Consider the following 22,495-nt stretch of genomic DNA (forward strand, 5'->3'; position numbering starts at 1 on the left):
GGCGGAGCACTTGCAGAACACGCAATCCTCCGAGGTTCACGTGCGGTCGCGCAGCGCTTTCAGCACCCGGCCGGAGATCTCCTCGACGCTGCCGACACCGTCGACGGTCACCAGGATGTCGGCGTAGTACTCCAGCAGCGGCGCGGTGTCCGACACGTAGATCTGCTGACGGCGGCGGATGACCTCTTCGGTGTCGTCCGCACGGCCGCGCGACATGAGCCGCGCGACGACGACGTCCTCCGGGACCTGGAGCTGGATCACCGCGTCGAGCGCGACGTCCGCGTCGCCCAGGATCTCGCCGAGGACCTCGGCCTGCTTCGTGTTGCGCGGGAAGCCGTCGAGCAGGAAGCCGACCTTGGCGTCCGGCTCGGCGAGCCGCTCGCGGACCATTTCGTTGGTCACCGAGTCGGGCACGAGCTCGCCCGAGTCCAGGTAGCGCTTCGCCTCCTGGCCGAGCGGGGTCTCCTGGCCGACGTGCGCGCGGAAGAGGTCACCGGTCGAGATGTGCGGGATGCGCAGCTGCTCGGACAGGGCCACCGCCTGCGTGCCCTTGCCCGCACCGGGCGGGCCGACGAGAACCAGGCGCGTCACTTCAAGAACCCTTCGTAGTTGCGCTGCATCAGCTGGCTTTCGATCTGCTTCACGGTGTCGAGGCCGACACCGACCATGATCAGCACAGCCGTGCCACCGAACGGGAAGTTCTGGTTGTTCCCGCTACCGGTCACCGACAGGAAGAAGTTCGGGAGGATCGCGATGATGCCCAGGTACAGCGAGCCCGGCAGGGTGATCCGGCCGAGGACGAAGCTGAGGTACTCGGCGGTCGGGCGGCCGGGGCGGATGCCCGGGATGAAGCCACCGAACTTCTTCATCTCTTCCGCACGCTCGTCCACGTTGAACGTGATCGTGATGTAGAAGTACGTGAAGAAGATGATCAGGCCGAAGTACAGCGCGATGTGCACCCAGCTGGACTGGTTCACGATGTAGTTCTTGATGAACACCTGCCAGCCGGAGTTGCTGTTCTGGTCGCCGACGAGGCGGCTGATCAGGTCCGGCAGGTACAGCAGGGACGACGCGAAGATGACCGGGATGACACCGGCCTGGTTGACCTTGATCGGCAGGTAGGTCGACGTGCCGCCGTACATCCGGCGGCCGATCATGCGCTTGGCGTACTGCACCGGGATCCGGCGCTGCCCCTGCTCGACGAAGATGACGCTGGCGATGATCACCAGGCCGAAGACGCACACGATCGCCAGGCCGAGGCCACCGGCGTTGCTGAGGATGTTGCCGCCCTCGACCGGGATGCGCGCGGCGATGTTCAGGAAGATCAGGACGGACATGCCGTTGCCGACGCCGCGCTCGGTGATCAGCTCGCCCAGCCACATCATGACGGCGGTGCCCGCGGTCATGGTGATGACGATGATCGCCAGCGAGTAGACGCTGTTGTCCGGGATGATCGGCGACTGGCAGTCGGGGAAGAGCTGCTTGCGGTCCGCGAGCGCGACCACGCCGGTGGCCTGCAGGATCGCCAGCGCGACCGTCAGGTACCGGGTGTACTGGGTCAGCTTGCCCTGGCCGGACTGCCCTTCCTTCTTCAGCTCCTCGAACCGCGGGATGACCACGGTGAGCAGCTGGATGATGATGCTCGCCGTGATGTACGGCATGATGCCGGTCGAGAAGAGCGACAGCTGCAGCAGCGCACCACCGCTGAACAGGTTCAGCAGCTGGTAGACGCCCTCCTGCTGCGCCTGTGAGCTACAAGCCTGTACGGCACCGTACGAGATGCCGGGCGCCGGAATGGTCGCACCGATTCGGTAAACCGCGACGATGGCTAGCGTGAACAGGATCTTCTTGCGTAGATCCGGCGTCGCGAGAGCCGAGCGGAAGGCGCTGAGCACGCGGGGGACCTCCTCGGCGTCGTCGGCTGTCCTAACCGACGATCGGCTTGGCCGGCACGGGGCCGGCAGGAACACACAGCACTACTGGCACGCAAGCCAGGAACGCTTCGGGGCACACTCGTCCCGAAGCGTGTCGCCGACTCTAACAGCTTCACAGGGCGTGTCCGCAGTCCGTGTGCGTTTTCCGTACCAAGGTTGCTCCGGCGGGTTGATCCACATCGCCGTCTTGGCCGTATTCCTTGACAGATGTGGATCAGGCGTTGGACGCCGCGAGCACGCCGGCCAGGCCGACGAGCACCACGCCGGTCCCCCGGTCGACCCGCCGCCGGGCCCGCCGCGACAGCTTGATCGTCTTGACCGCGGCGCCGACGCCGACGTAGACCGAGCCGGCCAGGAATTCGGCCAGCAGGTATACCGCGCCCAGCAGCGCGATCTGGCCCGGAAATGCGCCCTGACCTGGGTCGATGAACTGCGGGACGAAGGCGGTGAAGATCAGGATCGCCTTGGGGTTGGTGATCGCGACGCCGAACTCCTTGCGGGTGACGCGCCAGGCCGTCGTGGGCGCTTTCGGCAGCTCGGCCGGGGTGTGCTCGCCCCGGAAAGTGGACCGGATCAGGCGGACGCCGAGGTAGAGCAGGTAGGCGGCGCCGGCCCACTTGATGATCGTCAGCGCGGTCTCGGAGGCGGCCAGCAGCTGCCCGAGCCCGGCCGCGACGGCGGCGATCAACAGGGTGAAGGCGGCCAGCCGGCCACCGAGCCCGGCGAGGCCGTGGCGAACACCGTGCGTCATGCCGTGGTGGAGGCCGAGCAGGTTGTTCGCGCCTGGCGTAAGCGCGATGAGCACCGAAGCCCCGAAGAAGACCCACACGCCTCCACGGTAGCGGGGGTCAGGCCTGTTGGTCGTCCGGTTCGCCAGGCGGGAGGACGGTGATGGCGACGCCGGAGGGCGGGGTCGGGGTGTCGGCGTAGGCCAGCGCCGGATCGGCCCAGCTCGGCTGCCGCCGCGGCAGGCAGGCGAGAACGGCGGCGGCCCCGGCCGCGACCGTGCCGCCGATCAGCAGCCACATGCCGGGCCCGGTGTCGACGGTCAGGTCGTCCCCGCGGGAGGTGACCGACCACCCGATCCCGCTCGTGCCGACGGTGGCGACCACCCCGGCGGCGAAGAACGCCCCCGCGCCAAGCAGCCACCGGCCGAGCCGGTGGTCCGGGCGCGTTAAGGCGACGAGCGCGGCGGCGACCAGCAGGACGACGGCGAAGAGGAGCGGGATGCCGACCGGAGCGCCGGGCTGGTCGGTGACTTCCTGGTCCGGGAGCTCGAAGCTGTGGCCCCACGCGGTCTCGGTGATGAGCATCTGGGTGTCCAGGAACCGCTGGCCGAGGTGTTCCCGGATCCGGAAGAGCGGCAGGAAGGCGCCCAGCGCGGTCATGAGGGCGGCGACGAGGGCGAGAGCGGGTGGGGCGAACCGCAGGAGAGAAGGGGGTGGAGCCGGCGCTTGAGCGGGCGGCACGGCCGGCGGGGGTGGCGGCTCGGTGGTGGTCGCGGCGCCTGGGATGTGCGCGACGGGGTACGGCAGTTCGGTGGGCAGCGGGCCTGGGGGCGGGGGCGCTTCGCCGAGCGGGGTCGCCTCCGGCCGCGGAGCCTCGGCGGGGAACTGCAACGGTGCGGCCTGCGGTGCACCGGGCTGGAATCCGACCGGCGGAGCCGGCTCTGCCGGGAACTGCAGCGGCTCTGCCTGGGGCGCGCCCGCTCCCGGCTCCGGGCCGGCGGGCCGGGGTGCTTCGACCGGGAAGCTCAGCGGCGACTCGGCGCCGTCGGGCTGTGCTGCGGGCTCCTGCGACGGTCTGTCCACCCTGTGATCCTCCGTCCGGATTCCCGTCCCGGCAAGGAACCCTCCCCTCAGTCGCCGTCGGGTGGGAGCACCGTGATCACGACGCCCGATGGTGGGGTCTCCGTGTCCGCGTACGCCGCGTCGGGGTCCGCCCAAGCCGGGCCGGACGGGGAGCCCGGGGCGCGGAAGCTCTGCACCGCCGCCACCGCGGCCACCAGCGCTCCGGCGATCAGCAGCCACATCCCGGTCCCGAGCGTGACCTGCGCGCGGGTCGAACCGGCCAGGGCGTTCGCGCCCAGCATCCCGACCGTGCAGACCGTGCCGAGCTGGAAGACCGTCGCGACGAGCGCCGTCCGGCTCGCCGTCGGGCCGGGCCTCGAAACACCGAGGACGGCCGCGAGCAGCAGGAGCGCGCCGGCCAGGAGCAGCGGGATGCCGACCGGCGCCGTCGGCGTGCTGAGCTCCTCCTGGCCGGGGAACCGGAACGTGTACCGCCAGGCCCCCGTGACCGAGCTGACGGTCTCGGACGTTCCGGAACCGAACGGCTCCTCGCGGCGGAACAGCGGCAGGAACGAGCCGGCGACCGTCAGCACGGCCACGAGCGTGGTGAGCGCCGGAACCAGGTAGTGGCGAGCACGGGTTGTCACCCCGCCGATCCTGCACCCGGACCGCGGAAACGCCAAAGGCCCGCCTGGCGGAGCCAGACGGGCCTTCGAACGGGATCGAACTCAGTTGGTGGTGGCGGAGCCACCGGCCGCTTCGAGCTTCTCCTTGGCGGAGCCGGAGAACGCGTCGGCGGTGACGTTCAGCTTGACGCCGTTCACGTCGCCGTTGCCGAGGACCTTCACCAGCTTGCCCTTGCGGACCAGACCGCCCTTGACCAGCTCGTCGGCCCCGATGGTGCCGCCGTCCGGGAAGACGCGGGCGATGTCGCCCACGTTCACCGGCTGGTACTCGGTGCGGAAGCGGTTCTTGAAGCCGCGGAGCTTCGGGAGCCGCATCTGGATGGGCATCTGCCCACCCTCGAACCGGGCCGGCACGTTCTTCCGGGCCTTGGTGCCCTTCGTACCGCGACCGGCCGTCTTGCCCTTCGAACCCTCACCACGGCCCACGCGGATCTTGTCGCGCTTGGCGCCCGGAGCCGGACGCAGGTGGTGGATCTTGATGGCCGTCATGCCTTGACCTCCTCGACCTCCACCAGGTGGCGGACGGTGTGGATCAGGCCGCGCACCTGGGGGGTGTCTTCACGCACGACGCTCTGGCGGATCTTGCGCAGCCCGAGGGTGCGCAGCGACTCGCGGTGAGCGTGCTTCGTGCCGATCTTGCTCTTGACCTGGGTGACCTTGAGCTGAGCCATGAGATCAGACCCCCTGGCCGGCACGCTGGCGCAGCATCCGGGCCGGAGCGACGTCCTCGAGCGGCAGGCCACGGCGGGCCGCCACCTCTTCGGGACGCTGCAGACCCTTCAGGGCCGCCACGGTCGCGTGCACGATGTTGATCGCGTTGTCGGAGCCGAGCGACTTCGACAGCACGTCGTGGACACCCGCGCACTCCAGCACCGCGCGGACCGGGCCACCGGCGATGACACCGGTACCGGCCGACGCCGGGCGGAGCAGGACCACACCGGCGGCTTCCTCACCCTGGATCGGGTGGGGAATGGTGCCGCCGACGCGCGGAACGCGGAAGAAGTTCTTCTTCGCTTCCTCGACGCCCTTGGCGATGGCCGCGGGAACTTCCTTGGCCTTGCCGTAGCCGACGCCGACCTGACCGTCGCCGTCGCCGACGACCACCAGGGCGGTGAAGCTGAAGCGACGACCACCCTTGACGACCTTGGCGACGCGGTTGATCGTCACGACCTTCTCGAGGTGCGGGGTCTTGTCCTGGGCCGCCCCGCCACGGCCGCTGTCGCGCCGGTCCCGGCGGTCGCGACGGTCACCGCGGTCGTTGCCGCCCTGCCCGCCGGGTCCACCCTGGCCGCCGCCGAATTGCCGTGTACGTCCCGGCATCAGGCTTTCCTTCCATTCACGAACTGCTGCATCGTCAGAACTCCAACCCCGCCTCACGGGCGGCGTCGGCGAGCGCGGCGATGCGGCCGTGGTAGGCGTTGCCGCCACGGTCGAACACCACGGCCGAGATCCCGGCGTTCTTGGCGCGCTCGGCGACGAGGGCCCCGACCTTGGCGGCCTTGGCCTTCTTGTCGCCGTCGACCGACCGGACGTCCGCCTCGAGGGTGGACGCCGACACCAGCGTGTGGCCGGCGAGGTCGTCGATCACCTGCACGGCGATGTGCCGCGAGGACCGCTTGACGACCAGGCGCGGGCGCTGCTCGGTGCCCGAGACCTTCTTGCGGAGCCGGAAGTGCCGACGGGCCTTCGCGACGCGGCGGCGGGTCGAGATGTCCTTGCCCACCGGCTTGCGCTTCGTAGTCGTGTCGCTCATGATCACTTACCCGTCTTTCCGACCTTGCGGCGGATCTTCTCACCCTCGTAGCGCAGGCCCTTGCCCTTGTACGGGTCCGGGCGCCGCAGCTTGCGGATGACGGCCGAGATCTGGCCGACCTTCTGCTTGTCGATGCCCGAGACCGAGAACCGGGTCGGGGTCTCCACCTTGAAGGTGATGCCCTCCGGGGCCTCGATCTTGACCGGGTGCGAGTAGCCGAGGGCGAACTCGAGGTCCGCGCCCTTGGCCTGCACGCGGTAACCCACGCCGTGGATTTCCATCTTCTTCTCGTAGCCGGCGGTGACGCCGACGACGAGGTTGTTCACCAGCGTGCGGGTGAGCCCGTGGAGCGCCTTGGAGTTGCGCTCGTCGTCCGGGCGCTTCACCAGCAGCGTGCCGTCCTCGTCGCGCTCGACGGTGATCGGCTCGGCGATGGTGTGCTCGAGGGTGCCCTTGGGCCCCTTGACCTTGATCTGCTGACCGTCGATGGTCACCTCGACCCCGGAAGGGACGGCGACCGGCAGCTTTCCGATGCGTGACATGCCTTTACCCCTTCCCTTACCAGACGTAGGCGAGGACTTCGCCGCCCACGCTGTTGCGCTTGGCCTGCCGGTCCGTCTGCAGGCCACCGGACGTCGAAATGATCGCGATGCCCAGGCCGCCGAGGACCGACGGCAGTTCGGTGGACTTCGCGTAGACCCGCAGACCGGGCTTGGAGACGCGCCGGAGGCCGGCGATGCTCCGCTCACGGTTGGGGCCGTACTTGAGCTCGACGACGAGGTTCTTGTGCTTCTCGCCCGGCTCGTCGTGGTAACCCGCGATGTAGCCCTCGCGCTTGAGGATCTCGGCGATGTTCGCCTTGAGCTTCGAGTGCGGGAGCTTGACCTCGTCGTGGTACGCCGAGTTCGCGTTGCGCAGACGCGTCAAGAAGTCTGCGATGGGGTCGGTCATCGTCATGGTGACCTGTCAACCTTTCTCGCCTGGTTCCCCGCTCCCAGAAGGAGCGGGGCCTGTGGCGAATCTGGAGTTAAAAAGAAGCTCTTACCAGCTGGACTTGCGGACGCCGGGCAGCTCGCCCGCGTGCGCCATCTCGCGAAGGCAGATCCGGCAGAGCCCGAACTTGCGGAACACGGCGTGCGGGCGGCCGCACCGCTGGCAGCGGGTGTAGGCGCGCACGGCGAACTTCGGCTTCTTCGCGGCCTTGTGGACCAGTGCTTTCTTGGCCATCGGCTCAGTTCTCCTTGAACGGGAAGCCGAGCTTGCGCAGCAGCGCCCGGCCCTCGTCGTCGTTCGTGGCGGTCGTGACGACGGTGACGTCCATGCCGCGCGGGCGGTCGATGGAGTCGGGGTCGATCTCGTGGAACATCGACTGCTCGTTGAGACCGAACGTGTAGTTGCCGTGGCCGTCGAACTGCTTCGGCGAAAGCCCGCGGAAGTCGCGGATACGCGGCAGCGCGATGGTCAGCAGCCGGTCGAGGAACTCCCACATCCGGTCGCCGCGCAGCGTGACGCGCGCACCGATCGGCTGGCCCTCACGCAGCTTGAACTGCGCGATGGACTTGCGGGCCTTCCGGACCTCCGGCTTCTGGCCGGTGATCAGCGCGAGGTCCTTGACCGCGCCCTCGATCAGCTTGCTGTCGCGGGCGGCGTCGCCGACGCCCATGTTCACGACGACCTTCGTCACGCCCGGGATCTGGTGGACGTTGGCGAAGGAGAACTCAGCCTGCAGCTGGCCCTTGATTTCCTCGCGGTAGCGCACCTTGAGGCGCGGCGAGGTCTTCTCTGCGGTGGTCATCAGATGTCCTTACCGTTCCGGCGCGAGATCCGGACCTTCTTGCCGTCCTCGCCGATGCGGTAACCCACCCGGGCCGGCTTGCCGTCCGAGTCGACGACCATCACGTTCGAGACGTGGATGGGCGCCTCCTGCGTGACGATGCCGCCGGACTGCGCGCCGCGCTGGGTCTGGCTGATCCGCGTGTGCTTCTTGATCCGGTTCACGCCCTCGACCAGCACGCGCTCGCGCTCCGGGTAAGCCTGGATGACCTTGCCCTTGGCGCCCTTGTCCTTGCCGGCGATGACGACGACCGTGTCGCCCTTCTTCACCTTCATCACAGCACCTCCGGCGCGAGCGAAATGATCTTCATGAACTTTCGGTCGCGCAGCTCGCGGCCCACCGGGCCGAAGATGCGGGTGCCGCGGGGCTCGTTGTCGTTCTTGATGAGCACGGCGGCGTTCTCGTCGAACCGGATGTAGGAACCGTCCGGACGACGGCGCTCCTTGACCGTGCGGACGATGACGGCCTTGACGACGTCGCCCTTCTTCACCCCGGCGGCCGGGATGGCGTCCTTCACGGTGGCGACGATGATGTCGCCGATGCCGGCGTAGCGCCGCCCGGAGCCACCGAGAACGCGGATGCAGAGGATTTCCTTCGCACCCGTGTTGTCGGCTACCCGAAGCCGCGACTCCTGCTGGATCACGTCTACTCCTGTATGTCGCGCCGGTTCTCGCCCGGACGAGCGAGCCTTGCGGAACTAAGAACTCTTAAAGAGCCCTGCTTACTTGGCCTTCTCCACGATCTGCACCAGGCGCCACCGCTTCGATGCCGACAGCGGGCGGGTCTCCATCAGGGTGACCCGGTCGCCCACGCCCGCCTCGTTGTTCTCGTCGTGCACCTTCACCTTGGAGGTGGTGCGGACGACCTTCGAGTAACGGGGGTGCTTCTTGCGGTCCTCGAGCTCGACCACGATCGTCTTGTTCATCTTGTCCGAGACGACGTAGCCCTCGCGGACCTTGCGGTCGTTCCGGGCCGGCGTCTCGGTGGTGGGCTCGCTCATGCGGCACCTTCACTCTCGGCGTCGGGGGCAACGGACAGGCCGAGTTCGCGCTCGCGCATGACCGTGTAGATCCGCGCGATGTCCGTGCGGACGGTGCGCAGACGGCGGTTGTTGTCGAGCTGCCCGGTCGCCATCTGGAAGCGGAGGTTGAACAGCTCCTCCTTGTATTCCTTCAGACGCAGGACGAGCTCTTCCGCGGTGAGCTCACGCAGCTCCGATGCCTGAGCGGCACCTGCGTTAGCCATCAGAACTCACCACCTTCACGGGTCACGATGCGGCACTTCATGGGCAGCTTGTGGATCGCGCGGCGCAGCGCCTCGCGAGCCGTCTCCTCGTTCGGGAACGAGATCTCGAACATCACGCGACCCGGCTTCACGTTGGCGATCCACCACTCGGGCGAACCCTTACCGGAACCCATCCGGGTCTCGGCCGGCTTCTTGGTCAGCGGGCGGTCCGGGTAGATGGTCGTCCACACCTTGCCACCACGCTTGATGTGACGGGTCATGGCGATACGAGCGGACTCGATCTGCCGGTTCGTCACGTAGCTGTGCTCAAGCGCCTGGATGCCGTACTCGCCGAAGCTGACCTTCGTGCCACCCTTGGCGGCGCCGTGGCGCTTCGGGGAGTGCTGCTTCCGGTGCTTGACCCTGCGCGGGATGAGCACGTCTCAGCCCTCCGTCTTTTCTGCGGTCTCGGTGGCCGGAGCCGCCGGGGCCTCGGTCGTGGCGGCAGCGGCGGCCCGACCGGCTTCGGTCGAGGTGGCGGTCGTGCCCGAGGCGCCGGAACGACGCGGACGGGACGGCCGGTCGCTGCGGTCACGGTCGCGACGCGGCGCGCGCTCGGCGGCGTCACGGGCCTCGCGGGCCTTCAGGCCACCGACGAGCTCACCCTTGTAGATCCACACCTTGACGCCGATGCGACCGAACGTCGTCTTGGCCTCGAAGAAGCCGTAGTCGATGTCGGCGCGCAGCGTGTGCAGCGGGACGCGGCCATCGCGGTAGTGCTCGGAGCGGGACATCTCGGCACCGCCGAGACGACCGCCGCACTGCACGCGGATGCCCTTGACCTGCGGCGAGCGCATGGAGGTCTGGATCGCCTTCCGCATCGCGCGGCGGAACGCCACGCGGTTGGAGAGCTGCTCCGCGACCGCCTGGGCGACCAGCTGGGCGTCGGCCTCGGGGTTCTTGACCTCGAGGATGTTCAGCTGGACCTGCTTCTTGGTCAGCTTCTCCAGCGCGCCGCGGATCCGGTCGGCCTCCGCGCCGCGGCGGCCGATGACGATGCCCGGCCGGGCGGTGTGGATGTCGACGCGGACGCGGTCACGGGTGCGCTCGATCTCGACCTTGGAGATGCCCGCGCGCTCCATGCCGGTGGCGAGGAGCTTGCGGATCTTGACGTCCTCGGCCACGTACTCGGCGTACTGCTTGTCGGCGTACCAGCGCGACTTCCAGTCCGTGGTGATACCCAGGCGGAAACCGTGCGGGTTGATCTTCTGGCCCACTACCGGCCACCTGCCTTCTTCTTGCTCTGAGCCTTCTGCGCGACGGCGGGACGCGACTCCACCTCGACGGTGATGTGGCTGGTCCGCTTGCGGATCCGGTACGCGCGGCCCTGGGCCCGCGGGCGGATGCGCTTGAGGGTCGGGCCCTCGTCGGCGTACGCGTTCTTGACCCAGAGCGTCTCCGGGTCCAGCTGAAGGTTGTTCTCGGCGTTGGCCACAGCGCTGGCAAGCACCTTCGCGACCGGCTCGCTGGCCGCCTGGGGGGCGAACCGGAGCACGGCCAAGGCGTCGGCGGCGCTACGTCCCTTGATGAGCTCGATCACCCGGCGCACCTTGGTCGGCGAGTCCCGGACGAAGCGAGCCCGCGCGTACGCCGTAGGCAGGGCCTCGGTCGTCGCGTCGTTCTGGGCGTTCATCGCTACTTCCCTTGTCTCTTCTCGTGCCCGCTCAGCGGCGGCGCGACTTGCGGTCGTCCTTGATGTGGCCCTTGAAGGTCCGCGTCGGGGCGAACTCGCCCAGCTTGTGACCCACCATGGCCTCGGTGACGAACACCGGGACGTGCTTGCGCCCGTCGTGCACGGCGATCGTGTGACCCAGGAAGTCCGGGATGATCGTCGAGCGGCGCGACCAGGTCTTGATGACCGTCTTCTTGCCCGATTCGTTCAGCGCGTCCACCTTCTTGAGCAGGTGGTCGTCCACGAACGGGCCCTTCTTAAGGCTGCGTGGCATGTGCTTCTACCTCCCTGCTCAGCGCTTCTTGCCGGTACGCCGGCGGCGGACGATGAGGGCGTCGGACGCCTTGCGGCGACGCGTGCGGCCCTCGGGCTTACCGTTCGGGTTGACCGGGTGGCGACCACCGGAGGTCTTGCCCTCACCACCACCGTGCGGGTGGTCGACCGGGTTCATGACGACACCGCGGACCGTGGGGCGCTTGCCGCGCCAGCGGTTGCGGCCGGCCTTGCCCCAGTTGATGTTGGCGTGCTCGGAGTTGCCGACCTCGCCGACCGTGGCGCGGTTGCGCACGTCCACGTTGCGGATCTCGCCCGAGGGGAGACGCAGCTGGGCGTACGGACCGTCCTTGGCGACGAGCTGCACCTTCGCGCCCGCGGACCGCGCCATCTTCGCGCCGCCGCCGGGGCGGAGCTCGATCGCGTGGATCACGGTGCCGACCGGGATGTTGCGCAGCGGCAGGTTGTTGCCCGGCTTGATGTCGGCCCGGGGGCCGTTCTCGACCGTGTCGCCCTGCTTCAGCTTCTCCGGCGCGATGATGTAGCGCTTCTCGCCGTCGGCGTAGTGCAGCAGCGCGATGCGAGCGGACCGGTTGGGGTCGTACTCGATGTGCGCGACCTTGGCGGGGATGCCGTCCTTGTCATTGCGACGGAAGTCGATGACGCGGTAGGCGCGCTTGTGGCCGCCACCCTTGTGCCGGGTGGTGATCTTGCCGGACGAGTTGCGACCGCCCGAACCGCTCAGCGGACGAAGCAGCGACTTCTCCGGGGTGGAGCGGGTGATCTCGGCGAAGTCCGAGACGCTCGAACCGCGACGACCGGGGGTCGTCGGCTTGTACTTGCGGATGCCCATTGTCAGCTCAGTCCTTTACGCGGTGGGTCCGCCGAAGATCTCGATCGCCTTGCTCTCGGGCGAAAGAGTCACGATGGCGCGCTTGGTGTCCTTGCGCTTGCCGAAGCCGGCGCGAGTCCGCTTCCGCTTGCCCTGGCGGTTGGCCGTGTTGACGCTGACCACCTTGACGCCGAACACCTTCTCGACCGCGATCTTGATCTGGGTCTTGTTGGCGTCCGGGCGGACGATGAACGTGTACTTGTGGTCCTCGAGCAGCCCGTAGGACTTCTCGGAGATGACCGGCGCGAGCAGGATGTCGCGGGGGTCCGGAATGGCGACCGAACTCACTTCTCGTCACTCCCTTCCGTGACCTCGCCCGACCGCGCGGAAGCCTTGACGGCCTTGCCGCGGACGGGGCCGGCGACGAACGCGTCGTACGCGGCCTTGGTGAACACGACGTCGTCGTTGACCAGCACGTCGTAGGTGTTGAGCTGGTCGGCCCAGAGCAGGTGCACCTCGGGCAGGTTCCGCAGGGAAACCCAGCTCAGCTCGTCGGCCCGGTCCAGCACCACGAGCACGCGCTTCGCGGCCGTGACGGCGGCGAGCACGCTCTTGGCGGCCTTGGTCGACGGCTTCTCGCCGGTCACCAGCTCGGTGACGACGTGCAGCTGGCCGGCGCGGGCCCGGTCGGAGAGGGCGCCACGCAGGGCGGCGGCCTTCATCTTCTTCGGGGTGCGCTGGGTGTAGTCGCGCGGCGTGGGGCCGTGCACGACGCCACCGCCGGCGAACTGCGGCGCGCGGGTCGAACCCTGGCGGGCACGGCCGGTGCCCTTCTGGCGGTACGGCTTCTTGCCGCCACCGCGAACCTCACCACGGGTCTTCGTGTCGTGCGTGCCCTGGCGCGCGGCGGCCTGCTGGGCCACCACGACCTGGTGCATGAGCGCGACATTGGCCTGCACGTCGAAGATCTCCGCGGGGAGATCGACCGTGCCGTCGGCTTTACCGGCCGGGGTCTTCAGCTCGACGCTTGTCATTCGGAGTTACCACCCTTCGCGGCGCTGCGCACGAACAGCAGGCCGCCCTTGGGACCGGGCACGGCGCCCTTGATCAGCAGCAGGCCGTCCTCGGCACGCACGGCGTGCACGGTCAGGTTCTGCGTGGTGACCCGGTCGTTGCCCATCCGGCCCGCCATGCGCAGGCCCTTGAAGACGCGGCCGGGGGTGGCGCAGCCACCGATCGAACCCGGCTTGCGGTGCACGGCCTGGGCACCGTGGCTCGCGCCCTGGCCCTTGAAGCCGTGGCGCTTCATGACACCCGCGTAGCCCTTGCCCTTGCTGGTACCGGTCACGTCGACCTCGACGCCGGCGGCGAACACCTCGGCGGTGATCTCCTGGCCGACCTCGTAGGTCTCGGCGTCGGTGGTGCGCAGCTCGGCGAGGAACCGGCGCGGGGTCACGCCCGCCTTGTCGAAGTGGCCGGTGCGCGGCTTGTTCACCTTGCGCGGGTCGACCGCGCCGAACGCCAGCTGCACGGCCGCGTAGCCGTCCTTGTCCTGGGTCCGAACCTGGGTGACCACGTTCGGACCGGCCTTGACGACGGTGACCGGGACAACCCGGTTCTGCTCGTCGAAGACCTGGGTCATGCCGAGCTTGGTGCCCAGGATGCCCTTCATCTGCCTGTCAGACATGAGTCTCTTACTCTCCGCCGCTCGCCAGCCGCTACTACTGGATGTTGACGTCGACGCTTGCCGGCAGGTCGATGCGCATGAGCGCGTCGACCGTCTTCGGCGTCGGGTCGAGGATGTCGATCAGACGCTTGTGCGTGCGCATCTCGAAGTGCTCGCGCGAGTCCTTGTACTTGTGCGGCGAGCGGATGACGCAGTAAACGTTCTTCTCGGTGGGCAGCGGCACCGGCCCGACAACCCGGGCGCCGGTGCGCGTGACCGTCTCGACGATCTTGCGCGCCGAGGTGTCGATCGCCTCGTGGTCGTAGGCCTTGAGCCGGATGCGGATCTTCTGTCCCGCCATGGTGGCTGCTCGTTCCTTGTCGTCTCGTGCCGCTATCTCACAAACCCCGGCCGGTGTTGCCACCAAGCCATGAGTTTCCGCAGTTCAACGGCCCTGTCCCCGGTCCACGCGGTCGGGCGTGTCGCGCCCGACGCACAGACGGATCCCGCGGGATCGTCGTCTTGCCTGGTCTTCCTCAACGTGAGGAGGCGATGAGCCGGCTGCGCTTTTCCAAGAACACCGTCTCACTGCCCTTGCCCGCTCGCCTCACCCGAAGGAAAGAGCTCCGCGGACCGTGGCCACTCGCACCGAGGCGGCCGGACCCCAAAGGGATCGGCCGCCCCAGGACGAGCAACCAAAATAGTGTCGCACACGTGAGTTGACGCCCTGCACCCGGGGGTGTATTACCCGGGCGCAGGGCGCCTACGTCACTTGATGATCTTGGTGACCTGGCCCGCGCCGACGGTCCGGCCACCCTCGCGGATGGCGAAGCGCAGACCCTCGTCCATCGCGACCGGCTGGATCAGCTGGACCGAGATGTCGGTGTTGTCGCCCGGCATGACCATCTCGGTGCCCTCGGGGAGGGTCACGACGCCGGTCACGTCGGTGGTGCGGAAGTAGAACTGCGGGCGGTAGTTGTTGAAGAACGGGGTGTGACGGCCACCCTCGTCCTTCGACAGGATGTAGACCCGGCCCTCGAAGTCGGTGTGCGGGGTGGTGGTGCCCGGCTTCACGACGACCTGGCCGCGCTCGACGTCCTCGCGCTTGATACCGCGGACCAGCAGGCCGACGTTGTCGCCCGCCTGGCCCGAGTCGAGCAGCTTGCGGAACATCTCGACACCGGTGACGGTGGTCTTGGTCGACTTCTCGCGGATACCCACGATCTCGACCTCTTCGTTGACGTTGATCTGGCCGCGCTCGACGCGACCGGTCACCACGGTGCCACGACCGGTGATGGTGAAGACGTCCTCGATCGGCATCAGGAACGGCTTGTCGAGCTCACGCACCGGGTCCGGCACGTTGTCGTCGACGGCGGTCATCAGCTCGAGAACGGCCTCGGACCACTTCTCGTCGCCCTCGAGGGCCTTCAGGCCGGAAACGCGCACGACCGGCGCGTCGTCGCCCGGGAACTCCTGCGAGGACAGCAGCTCGCGGACCTCCAGCTCGACGAGCTCGAGGATCTCCTCGTCGTCGACCATGTCGGCCTTGTTCAGCGCGACCACGATGTAGGGCACGCCGACCTGGCGGGCGAGCAGCACGTGCTCACGGGTCTGCGGCATCGGGCCGTCGGTGGCGGCCACGACCAGGATCGCGCCGTCCATCTGGGCGGCACCGGTGATCATGTTCTTGATGTAGTCCGCGTGACCCGGGGCGTCCACGTGGGCGTAGTGACGCTTCTCGGTCTGGTACTCGACGTGCGAGATGTTGATCGTGATGCCGCGCTGCTTCTCTTCCGGCGCGTTGTCGATCTGGTCGAACGCCCGCGACTCGTTCAGCTCCGGGTACTTGTCGTGCAGCACCTTGGTGATGGCCGCGGTCAGAGTCGTCTTGCCGTGGTCAACGTGGCCGATGGTGCCGATGTTGACGTGCGGCTTGGTCCGCTCGAATTTCGCCTTCGCCACTGGAATGTCCTCCTGGACTGATTTCGCTTTGTGCTCGTGGGGCGGCGTGGCTGCCGCCCCACGATTGTTCCTTCGTCGGTGCTGCGGACGTTCAGGAGAGTCCCTTAATGCCCGCGAGCGCCGGGGGGAATTACTCCCCCGTCGCCTTCGCGATGATTTCCTTCGCGACGTTCGCGGGAACCTCGGCGTAGGAGTCGAACACCATGGAGTAGTTCGCCCGGCCCTGGGTGCGGGACCGCAGGTCGCCGACGTAGCCGAACATCTCCGACAGCGGAACCAGCGCCTTCACGACGCGGGTACCGGACCGCTCCTCCATGGCCTGGATCTGACCACGGCGGGAGTTGAGGTCACCGATGACGTCACCCATGTAGTCCTCGGGCGTGGTCACCTCGACCGCCATCATCGGCTCCAGGATCACCGGGCCGGCCTTCTTCGCGGCTTCCTTCATCGCCATGGAACCGGCGATCTTGAACGCCATCTCCGAAGAGTCGACCTCGTGGTAAGCACCGTCCAACAGGGTGAACTTCAACCCGACGAGCGGGTAGCCGGCCAGGACGCCGTACTGCATCGCGTCCTGCGCGCCCGCGTCCACCGACGGGATGTACTCCCGCGGCACGCGACCACCGGTCACCTTGTTGTCGAACTCGTAGAGCGCGCCGTCGGTGCGCTCGAGCGGCTCCAGCTTCACGATGACCTTCGCGAACTGGCCGGAACCACCGGTCTGCTTCTTGTGGACGTAGTCGAGCTTGTCGACCGTCTTCTTGATCGTCTCGCGGTAGGCGACCTGCGGCTTGCCGATGTTCGCCTCGACCTTGTAGTCGGACTTCATCCGGTTCACCAGCACCTCGAGGTGCAGCTCACCCATGCCCGCGATGATCGTCTGGCCGGTGTCCTCGTCCAGCTTGACCTGGAACGTCGGGTCCTCTTCGGCCAGCTTCTGGATCGCCAGGGACAGCTTCTCCTGGTCGGCCTTCGTCTTCGGCTCGATCGCGACCCGGATGACCGGCTCGGGGAACGTCATCGACTCCAGCACGATCGGGTTCTGCGGGTCCGCCAGGGTGTCACCCGTGGTGGTGTCCTTCAGCCCGATGACCGCGTAGATGTGGCCGACCTGGGCGTCGTCGACCGGGTTCTCCTTGTTGGAGTGCATCTGGAAGATCTTCCCGATGCGCTCCTTGCGCTCCTTGGTCGCGTTGATGACCTGCGCGCCGGAAGCGACCTTGCCCGAGTACACCCGGATGTAGGTCAGCTTGCCGAAGAACGGGTGCGCCGCGATCTTGAACGCGAGGGCCGCGAACGGCTCGTCGACCGACGCCTTGCGGGTCGCCACGGTCTCGCCGTCGGGCAGCAGGCCCTCGACGGCCGGGACGTCCAGCGGCGACGGCAGGTAGTCGATCACCGCGTCGAGCATGGGCTGCACGCCCTTGTTCTTGAACGCGGAGCCGGCCAGGACCGGGAACGCCGCCCGGGTGATCACGATCTTGCGGATGCCCGCCTTGATCTCCGCCTCGGACAGCTCTTCGCCCTCGAGGAACTTCTCCATCAGGGCGTCGTCGGTCTCGGCGACGGTCTCGACCAGCTTCTCGCGGTACTCCGCGGCCCGGTCGGCCAGGTCAGCCGGGATCTCCTCGACGGTGTAGTCCTCGCCCTTCTGCACCTCGCCGCGCCAGACCAGGGCCTTCATGCGGACCAGGTCGACGACGCCTTCGAAGTCGTTCTCGGCGCCGATGGGCAGCTGGATCGCCAGCGGCTTGACGCCGAGGCGCTCCTCGATGGTCTTCAGGGTGTAGTAGTAGTCCGCACCCAGCTTGTCCATCTTGTTGACGAAGCAGATGCGCGGGACGTCGTACTTGTCCGCCTGCCGCCAGACCTGCTCGGACTGCGGCTCGACACCTTCCTTGCCGTCGAAGACGGCGACCGCGCCGTCGAGCACCCGCAGGTTGCGCTCCACCTCGACGGTGAAGTCGACGTGCCCGGGGGTGTCGATCAGGTTGATCTGGTGGTCGTCCCAGAAGGTGGTGGTGGCAGCCGAGGTGATGGTGATACCCCGCTTCTGCTCCTCCTCCATCCAGTCCATGGTGGCGGCGCCGTCGTGGACTTCACCGATCTTGTAGTTGACCCCGGTGTAGAACAGGATCCGCTCGGTGGTCGTCGTCTTGCCGGCGTCGATGTGGGCCATGATGCCGATGTTGCGGACCTTGTTCAGGTCGGTCAGCACTTCACGTGCCACGAGAGTGTTCCCCTGTTCTCAAGCTTGGGGCCCGGCATGGCTTGGTCGACAGCCGGGCGGTCATCACCAGCGGTAGTGCGCGAAGGCCCGGTTGGACTCGGCCATCTTGTGCGTGTCTTCGCGACGCTTCACGGAGGCACCGAGGCCGTTGGAAGCGTCCAGCAGTTCGTTCTGCAGGCGCTCGATCATCGTCTTCTCGCGGCGGGCCTGCGAGAAGGAGACCAGCCAGCGCAGCGCCAGCGTGGTGGAGCGGCCCGGCTTGACCTCGATCGGCACCTGGTAGGTGGCACCACCGACGCGGCGGCTCTTCACCTCGATGGTGGGCTTCACGTTGTCGAGGGCGCGCTTCAGCGTGACGACCGGGTCGGTGCCCGTCTTCTCGCGAGCGCCTTCGAGCGCGCCGTACACGATGCGCTCGGCCAGGGACCGCTTCCCGTCCTTCAGCACCTTGTTCACCAGCTGGGTGACCAGCGGGGAGGCGTAGACGGGGTCGGAGATCAGCGGCCGCTTCGGGGCCGGACCCTTGCGGGGCATTAGCTCTTCTCCTTCTTCGCGCCGTACCGGCTGCGCGCCTGCTTGCGGTTCTTGACACCCTGGGTGTCGAGCGAACCGCGGATGATCTTGTAACGGACACCCGGAAGGTCCTTCACACGACCACCGCGCACGAGCACCATCGAGTGCTCCTGCAGGTTGTGGCCCTCACCGGGGATGTAGGCGGTGACCTCGATGCCGCTGGTCAGCTTCACACGCGCGACCTTGCGCAGCGCCGAGTTCGGCTTCTTGGGGGTCGTGGTGTACACGCGGGTGCACACGCCACGCCGCTGCGGGCTCCCCTTGAGGGCCGCCGTCTTCTGCTTGGCAGCCTTGTCCTGGCGGCCCTTGCGGACCAGCTGCTGGATCGTGGGCAATGGACCAGCTTCCTGTCGTGATCTGCTTCTTCGTGTCTTCACCGGCCCCCGCGGTCGGGCGTGTCGGCCCGCGTCACGGTCTCGCGACCGGTAACTTCCCGGAGGGATTTCCGTCGGAACCCCGACCTGCCGAAGCCGGTGACCGGGTGCCTGAGCACCCCGCCCATGCGCACGGCACGCGGAGCGGCCCGACGCATGCCGGGCACGGTCTCCAAAGATACCCGCCCGGGTCCGGGAGGAGCGCGGCGGGGGGTCTGTAGGTCGACGAACCTCCAGCGTACCTCTCAACGCCCCGGGGCTGCGGGACATTCCACACCTCGGGTCGCGGGGCGATCACGGTTGTGGGGACGCGGGTGGTTCCGGCGGGCGGGCGGGCCGGGTGGTGGGGTGGTTCGCGGGGTGGGGGTGGCTCGCGGCAGTGGGCCGGGTGGCTCGGCTCGGGCTGCCGGTGAGGTGCGGTGTTACGGGCCGCGCGGCCGCCGAACCGACTCGCGGCACCGGAGCCGGGCGGCTCGGGCTGCCGGTGGGGTGTGGTGTTGCGGGCCGCGCGGCTACCGAACCGACTCACGACACCGGGCCCGGGCGGCTCGACTCGGACTGCCGGTGCGGCGCGGTGTTACGGACCGCGCGGCTACCGAACCGACTCGCGGCACAGGAGCTGCATGGGGGCTGGTCGCGAGGCGCGCAATGGGCGGCAAGCCGACCCACAGCATCACCACACGCGAACCGGCGGCCGGGGACGCGAGGCAACCAACGACGTCACCAGACCTCCCCCGCCCCTCATCCCAGCTATCCCTTCAGCCGGCGGGCGGGTTTGTCAAGGCACGCTTTCCCGCCTTGACAAACCCGCCCGCCGGCTGAAAATCCCACCGGAGGGGCGGGGGAGGTCGGACCCGCTCTGCCGCGGCAGAACAAACCACGGCAGAACAAAGCTGCAGCAGAAGTTCTGCCGCAGCTCTAAAGACTGTCCTCGCCGGACGGGCAGGCTCCGGGATGACCACAACTCCCGCTGCCGCCTCGCGTTCTCGAGGTGGGCCGCGAGGTGGCCATCCCGTCGCCTGATTGAGGCCTATCACTTTGAGCCGGGCCCGCAAGCGTGCGCTGTCTCTCCCACGTAGCGCTGTAGGTTGCGGGCCCGGCTCAAAGTGATTTCACGGCCTCAGGCGACGGGATGACCACCCCGCTCCCCTGTTCCGGGTCGGCGCACCGCCTCCGACGAGGTGCGCCGGCGCCGTGGCGTGGCTCAGTCCTCGTCCGGCTTGGCGTGGTCCGGCTTGCCCGGGTTGGGGTCGCGGGACAGGTCGATCAGCGGGTGCACGCCCGCCCCCTCCGGGGCCGCGTGGCTGCCCGTCGACTTCGGTTCCTCTGTGGAGCCTCCGGCCCCTTCGGTGCTGGTCATCACACACTCCTCGCGCGTTGTCCCCTGCTTCCCTCTCGGCCGAAACCTACCCATTACCCGGTCGGGTGATGCAGTGGGATCGGATCGGCCGTTCCGTGCGTCACAGTGCGGCCGGAGGGTCACGATGGGTGCACCACGAAACGGAGAGGCGGGCGCATGTCGGGCGAGTTCGAGCACCTGGTGGCCGAGTTCGAGCGGTTCCAGGCGGGCATCCGCGACGCCGACGACCGGTTCGCCGGCCTGGGCGCCATGCAGCAGCAGCTGACCGAGCTGCGGGCGAGCGCCGCGTCGCCGGACGGGGGCGTCACCGTCGTCACCGGGCCCGGCGGGGCCGTCCTGGACGTCAAGTTCACCGAAGCCGCGCTGGCCAGGGGCCCGCAGGCCCTTTCGGCGACCCTCCTCGCCACGCTGCGGGAGGCCGTCGGCGAAGCGGCGCGGCGGCAGGCCGTGCTCGTCGAGGCGCACATGGGCGACGACCTCGGCCTGGTCGAGCAGGTCCTCGAGACGCAGGCCGTGGCGTTCGGGACCACCGTCGAGGAACTGCGGTCGAAGCTCCCCGAAGCGCCCGAAGAGCCGGCAGCACCGCCGGACTTCTCGGAGCAGCGCGTGCTCCGCCCGGCCGACCCGCCACCGTCGCCGCCCGCGGCCGGGCCGACGGCAGGCGACCGCTTCCTGCGCACCCTGTTCGACGAGGAGGACTGATGCCCGACGGCTACCGGATCGAGGTCGACGCACTGCACCAGTACGTCGGCGACCTGGACGAGTACCGCGACCAAGGCGCGAAGATCACCGAGAAGGTCGCGCAGGCCGACGTCGGCGACAAGTCGTGGGGGGTGGTCGGCCTCTTCACCAAGAGCGGCTACGACGACACCCTCCGCGAGCTGCACTCGCTGCTGACCTCGATCGCGGACGGCCTGGCGTCGGCGCAGGCCAAGCTGACCGACGCGGCGAACGTCTACCAGGGCGTCGAGGACGACCACAAGATCTTCTTCGGCCAGGTCGAGACCCTGCTCGACGGCCCGGGAAAGCACTGAGGGGAACACATGGCCGAGGTCGAAGACGTCGCGAGCGGCATCACCGTCAAACCCGACGACCCGAAGACCGTGCTCGGGGTCAACGTCGACAACGCGATCAAGGCGACACCGTTCGCCGGCAGCGCGGTCACCGTCGGCAAGGACGCGGTCTCGGTGACGAAGGCCGTCTTCGCGCCCCAGCCGGACGGCGCGGACATCACCCTCGCGCTGGGCACGATCGCCACCGACACCGCGAGCTTCATCCAGTCGAGTTCGAGCACCATCACCGACATCGCCACCGACCCGCTCGGCTGGCTGGTCGGACAGGGGCTGAACTTCCTGGTCGGCGCCGTCCAGCCGATCCAGGACGCGATCCACTTCGTCAGCGGTGACGGGCCGGCGCTGGGCGTCGCGGCGGAGAACTTCGGCGCGATCGCCACCGGGCTGGACCAGCTGGCCAAGAACTTCGCCGAGGTCACCGACGAGTCGCTGAAGGGCTGGCAGGGCAACGCGAGCAACGCGGCGAAGACGGCGCTGGGCGAGTTCGCGCACGGCATCGAGGGCGTCGCCGGGAAGTCCGGCGACCTGGCCAGGATGCTGCAGCTGAACAGCATGCTGATGAGCTTCGTCGAAGACATCGTCAAGGCGATCCTCACCGAGTTCGTGACCTGGCTGATCCTGCTGTGGGTGCCGGCACTGGCGGCCGCGGTGCCGACCTGCGGGGCCTCGCTGTCCGCCGCCGCTCCGGTGACCGAGGTCAAGGCCGCCCAGACCACCGCGAAGACCACCCAGAAGGTGAACAAGCTGCGCGAGCTGCTGCAGAAGGTGCTCGACTGGCTCCGGCAGCTGCAGCAGAAGTTCGCCGCGACGACGCTGGGCAAGTCGCTCACGAAGATCGCGGAGGAGAACGAGGGCAAGGACCTCCTCCAGAAGGCCGTCGGCGACAAGGGCCTGATCGGCAAGCGCTGGGCGAAGGCGTTCGAAAACCCGGTGCTCGACGCCGCCGGCAAGGTCGACTACCGGAAGACGATGCTGAAGGCGGGCGCCACCGAAGCGCTGAAGAAAGGCGGCGAAGCGGCGGTCAAGGGCGTGCTCGGCTTCAACCCGGCCAACCCCGGCGACAACCCGGCCAAGACCGTCAACGACCACCTCGGCAAGCTCAACAGCCACGTCAAGAACGCGAAGAAGACGAGCGGCTACGACGGGACGGGCCGGGACCAGCCGAGCGAGGAAACCCGCGAGGACCTGGACTTCTGACG

General features: G+C 68.3%; 34 protein-coding genes. 3 read left to right on the plus strand and 31 right to left on the minus strand.

What is annotated here, in order from left to right; translation table 11 throughout:
- Positions 1-36 precede the first annotated feature (36 nt).
- The 31 genes from ACWEGE_RS02700 to ACWEGE_RS02850 form a co-directional block, all read right to left on the minus strand.
- Positions 37-591, minus strand: a complete 555-nt coding sequence (locus tag ACWEGE_RS02700; protein ID WP_449658722.1) for an adenylate kinase — start codon at positions 589-591, stop codon at positions 37-39.
- Positions 588-1,895, minus strand: coding sequence for a preprotein translocase subunit SecY (gene secY, locus ACWEGE_RS02705; RefSeq protein WP_004558878.1), 1,308 nt, complete (start codon positions 1,893-1,895; stop codon positions 588-590). Before secY ends, ACWEGE_RS02700 begins: the two co-directional genes overlap by 4 nt.
- Positions 1,896-2,148: 253 nt before the next feature.
- Positions 2,149-2,763, minus strand: a complete 615-nt coding sequence (locus tag ACWEGE_RS02710; protein ID WP_449658723.1) for a LysE family translocator — start codon at positions 2,761-2,763, stop codon at positions 2,149-2,151.
- A 19-nt stretch (positions 2,764-2,782) separates the two neighbouring features.
- The gene (locus ACWEGE_RS02715; protein WP_449658724.1) at positions 2,783-3,745 is read right to left on the minus strand and encodes a hypothetical protein; all 963 of its coding nucleotides are present in this window, start codon (positions 3,743-3,745) and stop codon (positions 2,783-2,785) included.
- A 47-nt stretch (positions 3,746-3,792) separates the two neighbouring features.
- On the minus strand, positions 3,793-4,371 hold the full coding sequence (locus tag ACWEGE_RS02720; protein WP_449658725.1) for a hypothetical protein: 579 nt from the start codon (positions 4,369-4,371) through the stop codon (positions 3,793-3,795).
- A gap of 81 nt (positions 4,372-4,452) precedes the next feature.
- Entirely contained in the window at positions 4,453-4,899 is a 447-nt protein-coding gene (rplO, locus tag ACWEGE_RS02725; protein ID WP_086842934.1) for a 50S ribosomal protein L15, read from the minus strand.
- Positions 4,896-5,081 (minus strand): 50S ribosomal protein L30, encoded by a 186-nt coding sequence (gene rpmD, locus ACWEGE_RS02730; protein ID WP_033291195.1) that lies wholly within the window; start codon positions 5,079-5,081, stop codon positions 4,896-4,898. The genes rplO and rpmD overlap by 4 nt, the downstream gene beginning before the upstream one ends.
- Before the next feature lie 4 nt (positions 5,082-5,085).
- Entirely contained in the window at positions 5,086-5,730 is a 645-nt protein-coding gene (gene rpsE, locus ACWEGE_RS02735; RefSeq protein WP_004558874.1) for a 30S ribosomal protein S5, read from the minus strand.
- Positions 5,731-5,764: 34 nt separating this feature from the next.
- Positions 5,765-6,163 carry a 50S ribosomal protein L18 gene (rplR, locus tag ACWEGE_RS02740; RefSeq protein WP_449658726.1) on the minus strand — a complete coding sequence of 133 codons (399 nt, stop codon included), beginning with the start codon at positions 6,161-6,163 and terminating at the stop codon, positions 5,765-5,767.
- A 2-nt stretch (positions 6,164-6,165) separates the two neighbouring features.
- Positions 6,166-6,705 (minus strand): 50S ribosomal protein L6, encoded by a 540-nt coding sequence (gene rplF / locus ACWEGE_RS02745; protein ID WP_176173270.1) that lies wholly within the window; start codon positions 6,703-6,705, stop codon positions 6,166-6,168.
- 16 nt (positions 6,706-6,721) lie between these two features.
- Positions 6,722-7,120 carry a 30S ribosomal protein S8 gene (gene rpsH, locus ACWEGE_RS02750; RefSeq protein WP_004558871.1) on the minus strand — a complete coding sequence of 133 codons (399 nt, stop codon included), beginning with the start codon at positions 7,118-7,120 and terminating at the stop codon, positions 6,722-6,724.
- Between the two features lie 84 nt (positions 7,121-7,204).
- Entirely contained in the window at positions 7,205-7,390 is a 186-nt protein-coding gene (locus ACWEGE_RS02755; RefSeq protein WP_004558870.1) for a type Z 30S ribosomal protein S14, read from the minus strand.
- A 4-nt stretch (positions 7,391-7,394) separates the two neighbouring features.
- Positions 7,395-7,958, minus strand: a complete 564-nt coding sequence (gene rplE / locus ACWEGE_RS02760) for a 50S ribosomal protein L5 (RefSeq protein WP_013222611.1) — start codon at positions 7,956-7,958, stop codon at positions 7,395-7,397.
- A complete protein-coding gene (rplX, locus tag ACWEGE_RS02765; protein ID WP_013222610.1) occupies positions 7,958-8,272 on the minus strand; it encodes a 50S ribosomal protein L24 in 315 nt (104 codons plus the stop codon). Before rplX ends, rplE begins: the two co-directional genes overlap by 1 nt.
- The gene (gene rplN, locus ACWEGE_RS02770; protein WP_004558867.1) at positions 8,272-8,640 is read right to left on the minus strand and encodes a 50S ribosomal protein L14; all 369 of its coding nucleotides are present in this window, start codon (positions 8,638-8,640) and stop codon (positions 8,272-8,274) included. Before rplN ends, rplX begins: the two co-directional genes overlap by 1 nt.
- Before the next feature lie 78 nt (positions 8,641-8,718).
- Positions 8,719-8,997, minus strand: coding sequence for a 30S ribosomal protein S17 (gene rpsQ / locus ACWEGE_RS02775; protein WP_004558866.1), 279 nt, complete (start codon positions 8,995-8,997; stop codon positions 8,719-8,721).
- Complete coding sequence (rpmC, locus tag ACWEGE_RS02780) at positions 8,994-9,242, minus strand: 50S ribosomal protein L29 (protein ID WP_013222608.1); 249 nt, start codon at positions 9,240-9,242, stop codon at positions 8,994-8,996. The genes rpsQ and rpmC overlap by 4 nt, the downstream gene beginning before the upstream one ends.
- Positions 9,242-9,661: a 50S ribosomal protein L16 gene (gene rplP, locus ACWEGE_RS02785; protein ID WP_004558864.1), complete on the minus strand. Its 420-nt coding sequence runs from the start codon at positions 9,659-9,661 to the stop codon at positions 9,242-9,244. The genes rpmC and rplP overlap by 1 nt, the downstream gene beginning before the upstream one ends.
- A gap of 3 nt (positions 9,662-9,664) precedes the next feature.
- Positions 9,665-10,498, minus strand: coding sequence for a 30S ribosomal protein S3 (rpsC, locus tag ACWEGE_RS02790; RefSeq protein WP_072474761.1), 834 nt, complete (start codon positions 10,496-10,498; stop codon positions 9,665-9,667).
- Positions 10,498-10,914 carry a 50S ribosomal protein L22 gene (gene rplV / locus ACWEGE_RS02795; protein WP_003102079.1) on the minus strand — a complete coding sequence of 139 codons (417 nt, stop codon included), beginning with the start codon at positions 10,912-10,914 and terminating at the stop codon, positions 10,498-10,500. Before rplV ends, rpsC begins: the two co-directional genes overlap by 1 nt.
- A gap of 31 nt (positions 10,915-10,945) precedes the next feature.
- Positions 10,946-11,227, minus strand: a complete 282-nt coding sequence (gene rpsS / locus ACWEGE_RS02800) for a 30S ribosomal protein S19 (RefSeq protein WP_003102083.1) — start codon at positions 11,225-11,227, stop codon at positions 10,946-10,948.
- An 18-nt stretch (positions 11,228-11,245) separates the two neighbouring features.
- Complete coding sequence (gene rplB, locus ACWEGE_RS02805) at positions 11,246-12,079, minus strand: 50S ribosomal protein L2 (protein WP_310967696.1); 834 nt, start codon at positions 12,077-12,079, stop codon at positions 11,246-11,248.
- 15 nt (positions 12,080-12,094) lie between these two features.
- Entirely contained in the window at positions 12,095-12,406 is a 312-nt protein-coding gene (rplW, locus tag ACWEGE_RS02810) for a 50S ribosomal protein L23 (protein ID WP_003102087.1), read from the minus strand.
- Positions 12,403-13,092: a 50S ribosomal protein L4 gene (gene rplD, locus ACWEGE_RS02815; protein WP_449658727.1), complete on the minus strand. Its 690-nt coding sequence runs from the start codon at positions 13,090-13,092 to the stop codon at positions 12,403-12,405. The genes rplW and rplD overlap by 4 nt, the downstream gene beginning before the upstream one ends.
- Positions 13,089-13,745, minus strand: a complete 657-nt coding sequence (rplC, locus tag ACWEGE_RS02820) for a 50S ribosomal protein L3 (protein ID WP_003102093.1) — start codon at positions 13,743-13,745, stop codon at positions 13,089-13,091. The genes rplD and rplC overlap by 4 nt, the downstream gene beginning before the upstream one ends.
- Positions 13,746-13,779: 34 nt before the next feature.
- Entirely contained in the window at positions 13,780-14,085 is a 306-nt protein-coding gene (rpsJ, locus tag ACWEGE_RS02825; RefSeq protein WP_003102098.1) for a 30S ribosomal protein S10, read from the minus strand.
- Positions 14,086-14,492: 407 nt separating this feature from the next.
- The gene (gene tuf / locus ACWEGE_RS02830; protein WP_091304691.1) at positions 14,493-15,686 is read right to left on the minus strand and encodes an elongation factor Tu; all 1,194 of its coding nucleotides are present in this window, start codon (positions 15,684-15,686) and stop codon (positions 14,493-14,495) included.
- Between the two features lie 130 nt (positions 15,687-15,816).
- Positions 15,817-17,916 carry an elongation factor G gene (gene fusA, locus ACWEGE_RS02835; RefSeq protein ID WP_449658728.1) on the minus strand — a complete coding sequence of 700 codons (2,100 nt, stop codon included), beginning with the start codon at positions 17,914-17,916 and terminating at the stop codon, positions 15,817-15,819.
- 63 nt (positions 17,917-17,979) lie between these two features.
- Positions 17,980-18,450, minus strand: coding sequence for a 30S ribosomal protein S7 (gene rpsG, locus ACWEGE_RS02840; RefSeq protein ID WP_003102106.1), 471 nt, complete (start codon positions 18,448-18,450; stop codon positions 17,980-17,982).
- On the minus strand, positions 18,450-18,824 hold the full coding sequence (gene rpsL, locus ACWEGE_RS02845) for a 30S ribosomal protein S12 (protein ID WP_003102113.1): 375 nt from the start codon (positions 18,822-18,824) through the stop codon (positions 18,450-18,452). Before rpsL ends, rpsG begins: the two co-directional genes overlap by 1 nt.
- A gap of 1,243 nt (positions 18,825-20,067) precedes the next feature.
- A complete protein-coding gene (locus ACWEGE_RS02850; RefSeq protein WP_449658729.1) occupies positions 20,068-20,223 on the minus strand; it encodes a hypothetical protein in 156 nt (51 codons plus the stop codon).
- Positions 20,224-20,379: 156 nt separating this feature from the next.
- On the opposite strand from ACWEGE_RS02850, the gene ACWEGE_RS02855 reads away from it, so the two are divergent.
- From ACWEGE_RS02855 to ACWEGE_RS02865, 3 genes are read left to right on the plus strand one after another with little or no spacing between them, the layout of a single operon-like run.
- A complete protein-coding gene (locus ACWEGE_RS02855; RefSeq protein WP_449658730.1) occupies positions 20,380-20,925 on the plus strand; it encodes a YbaB/EbfC family nucleoid-associated protein in 546 nt (181 codons plus the stop codon).
- On the plus strand, positions 20,925-21,257 hold the full coding sequence (locus ACWEGE_RS02860; protein ID WP_449658731.1) for a hypothetical protein: 333 nt from the start codon (positions 20,925-20,927) through the stop codon (positions 21,255-21,257). The genes ACWEGE_RS02855 and ACWEGE_RS02860 overlap by 1 nt, the downstream gene beginning before the upstream one ends.
- Positions 21,258-21,266: 9 nt before the next feature.
- The gene (locus ACWEGE_RS02865) at positions 21,267-22,493 is read left to right on the plus strand and encodes a hypothetical protein (RefSeq protein WP_449658732.1); all 1,227 of its coding nucleotides are present in this window, start codon (positions 21,267-21,269) and stop codon (positions 22,491-22,493) included.
- Positions 22,494-22,495: the final 2 nt, after the last annotated feature.

It is taken from the genome of Amycolatopsis sp. NPDC004747 (assembly GCF_053601335.1).

Coding starts and splice junctions, on each gene's coding strand:
- rplO (WP_086842934.1), bottom strand. CDS start 4,899: ATGACGGCCATCAAGATCCACCACCTGCGTCCGGCTCCGGGCGCCAAG.
- rpmD (WP_033291195.1), bottom strand. CDS start 5,081: ATGGCTCAGCTCAAGGTCACCCAGGTCAAGAGCAAGATCGGCACGAAG.
- rpsE (WP_004558874.1), bottom strand. CDS start 5,730: ATGCCGGGACGTACACGGCAATTCGGCGGCGGCCAGGGTGGACCCGGC.
- rplR (WP_449658726.1), bottom strand. CDS start 6,163: ATGAGCGACACGACTACGAAGCGCAAGCCGGTGGGCAAGGACATCTCG.
- rplF (WP_176173270.1), bottom strand. CDS start 6,705: ATGTCACGCATCGGAAAGCTGCCGGTCGCCGTCCCTTCCGGGGTCGAG.
- rpsH (WP_004558871.1), bottom strand. CDS start 7,120: ATGACGATGACCGACCCCATCGCAGACTTCTTGACGCGTCTGCGCAAC.
- ACWEGE_RS02755 (WP_004558870.1), bottom strand. CDS start 7,390: ATGGCCAAGAAAGCACTGGTCCACAAGGCCGCGAAGAAGCCGAAGTTC.
- rplE (WP_013222611.1), bottom strand. CDS start 7,958: ATGACCACCGCAGAGAAGACCTCGCCGCGCCTCAAGGTGCGCTACCGC.
- rplX (WP_013222610.1), bottom strand. CDS start 8,272: ATGAAGGTGAAGAAGGGCGACACGGTCGTCGTCATCGCCGGCAAGGAC.
- rpsQ (WP_004558866.1), bottom strand. CDS start 8,997: ATGAGCGAGCCCACCACCGAGACGCCGGCCCGGAACGACCGCAAGGTC.
- rpmC (WP_013222608.1), bottom strand. CDS start 9,242: ATGGCTAACGCAGGTGCCGCTCAGGCATCGGAGCTGCGTGAGCTCACC.
- rplV (WP_003102079.1), bottom strand. CDS start 10,914: ATGAACGCCCAGAACGACGCGACGACCGAGGCCCTGCCTACGGCGTAC.
- rpsS (WP_003102083.1), bottom strand. CDS start 11,227: ATGCCACGCAGCCTTAAGAAGGGCCCGTTCGTGGACGACCACCTGCTC.
- rplB (WP_310967696.1), bottom strand. CDS start 12,079: ATGGGCATCCGCAAGTACAAGCCGACGACCCCCGGTCGTCGCGGTTCG.
- rplD (WP_449658727.1), bottom strand. CDS start 13,092: ATGACAAGCGTCGAGCTGAAGACCCCGGCCGGTAAAGCCGACGGCACG.
- rplC (WP_003102093.1), bottom strand. CDS start 13,745: ATGTCTGACAGGCAGATGAAGGGCATCCTGGGCACCAAGCTCGGCATG.
- rpsJ (WP_003102098.1), bottom strand. CDS start 14,085: ATGGCGGGACAGAAGATCCGCATCCGGCTCAAGGCCTACGACCACGAG.
- rpsG (WP_003102106.1), bottom strand. CDS start 18,450: ATGCCCCGCAAGGGTCCGGCCCCGAAGCGGCCGCTGATCTCCGACCCC.
- ACWEGE_RS02850 (WP_449658729.1), bottom strand. CDS start 20,223: ATGACCAGCACCGAAGGGGCCGGAGGCTCCACAGAGGAACCGAAGTCG.
- ACWEGE_RS02855 (WP_449658730.1), top strand. CDS start 20,380: ATGTCGGGCGAGTTCGAGCACCTGGTGGCCGAGTTCGAGCGGTTCCAG.
- ACWEGE_RS02860 (WP_449658731.1), top strand. CDS start 20,925: ATGCCCGACGGCTACCGGATCGAGGTCGACGCACTGCACCAGTACGTC.
- ACWEGE_RS02865 (WP_449658732.1), top strand. CDS start 21,267: ATGGCCGAGGTCGAAGACGTCGCGAGCGGCATCACCGTCAAACCCGAC.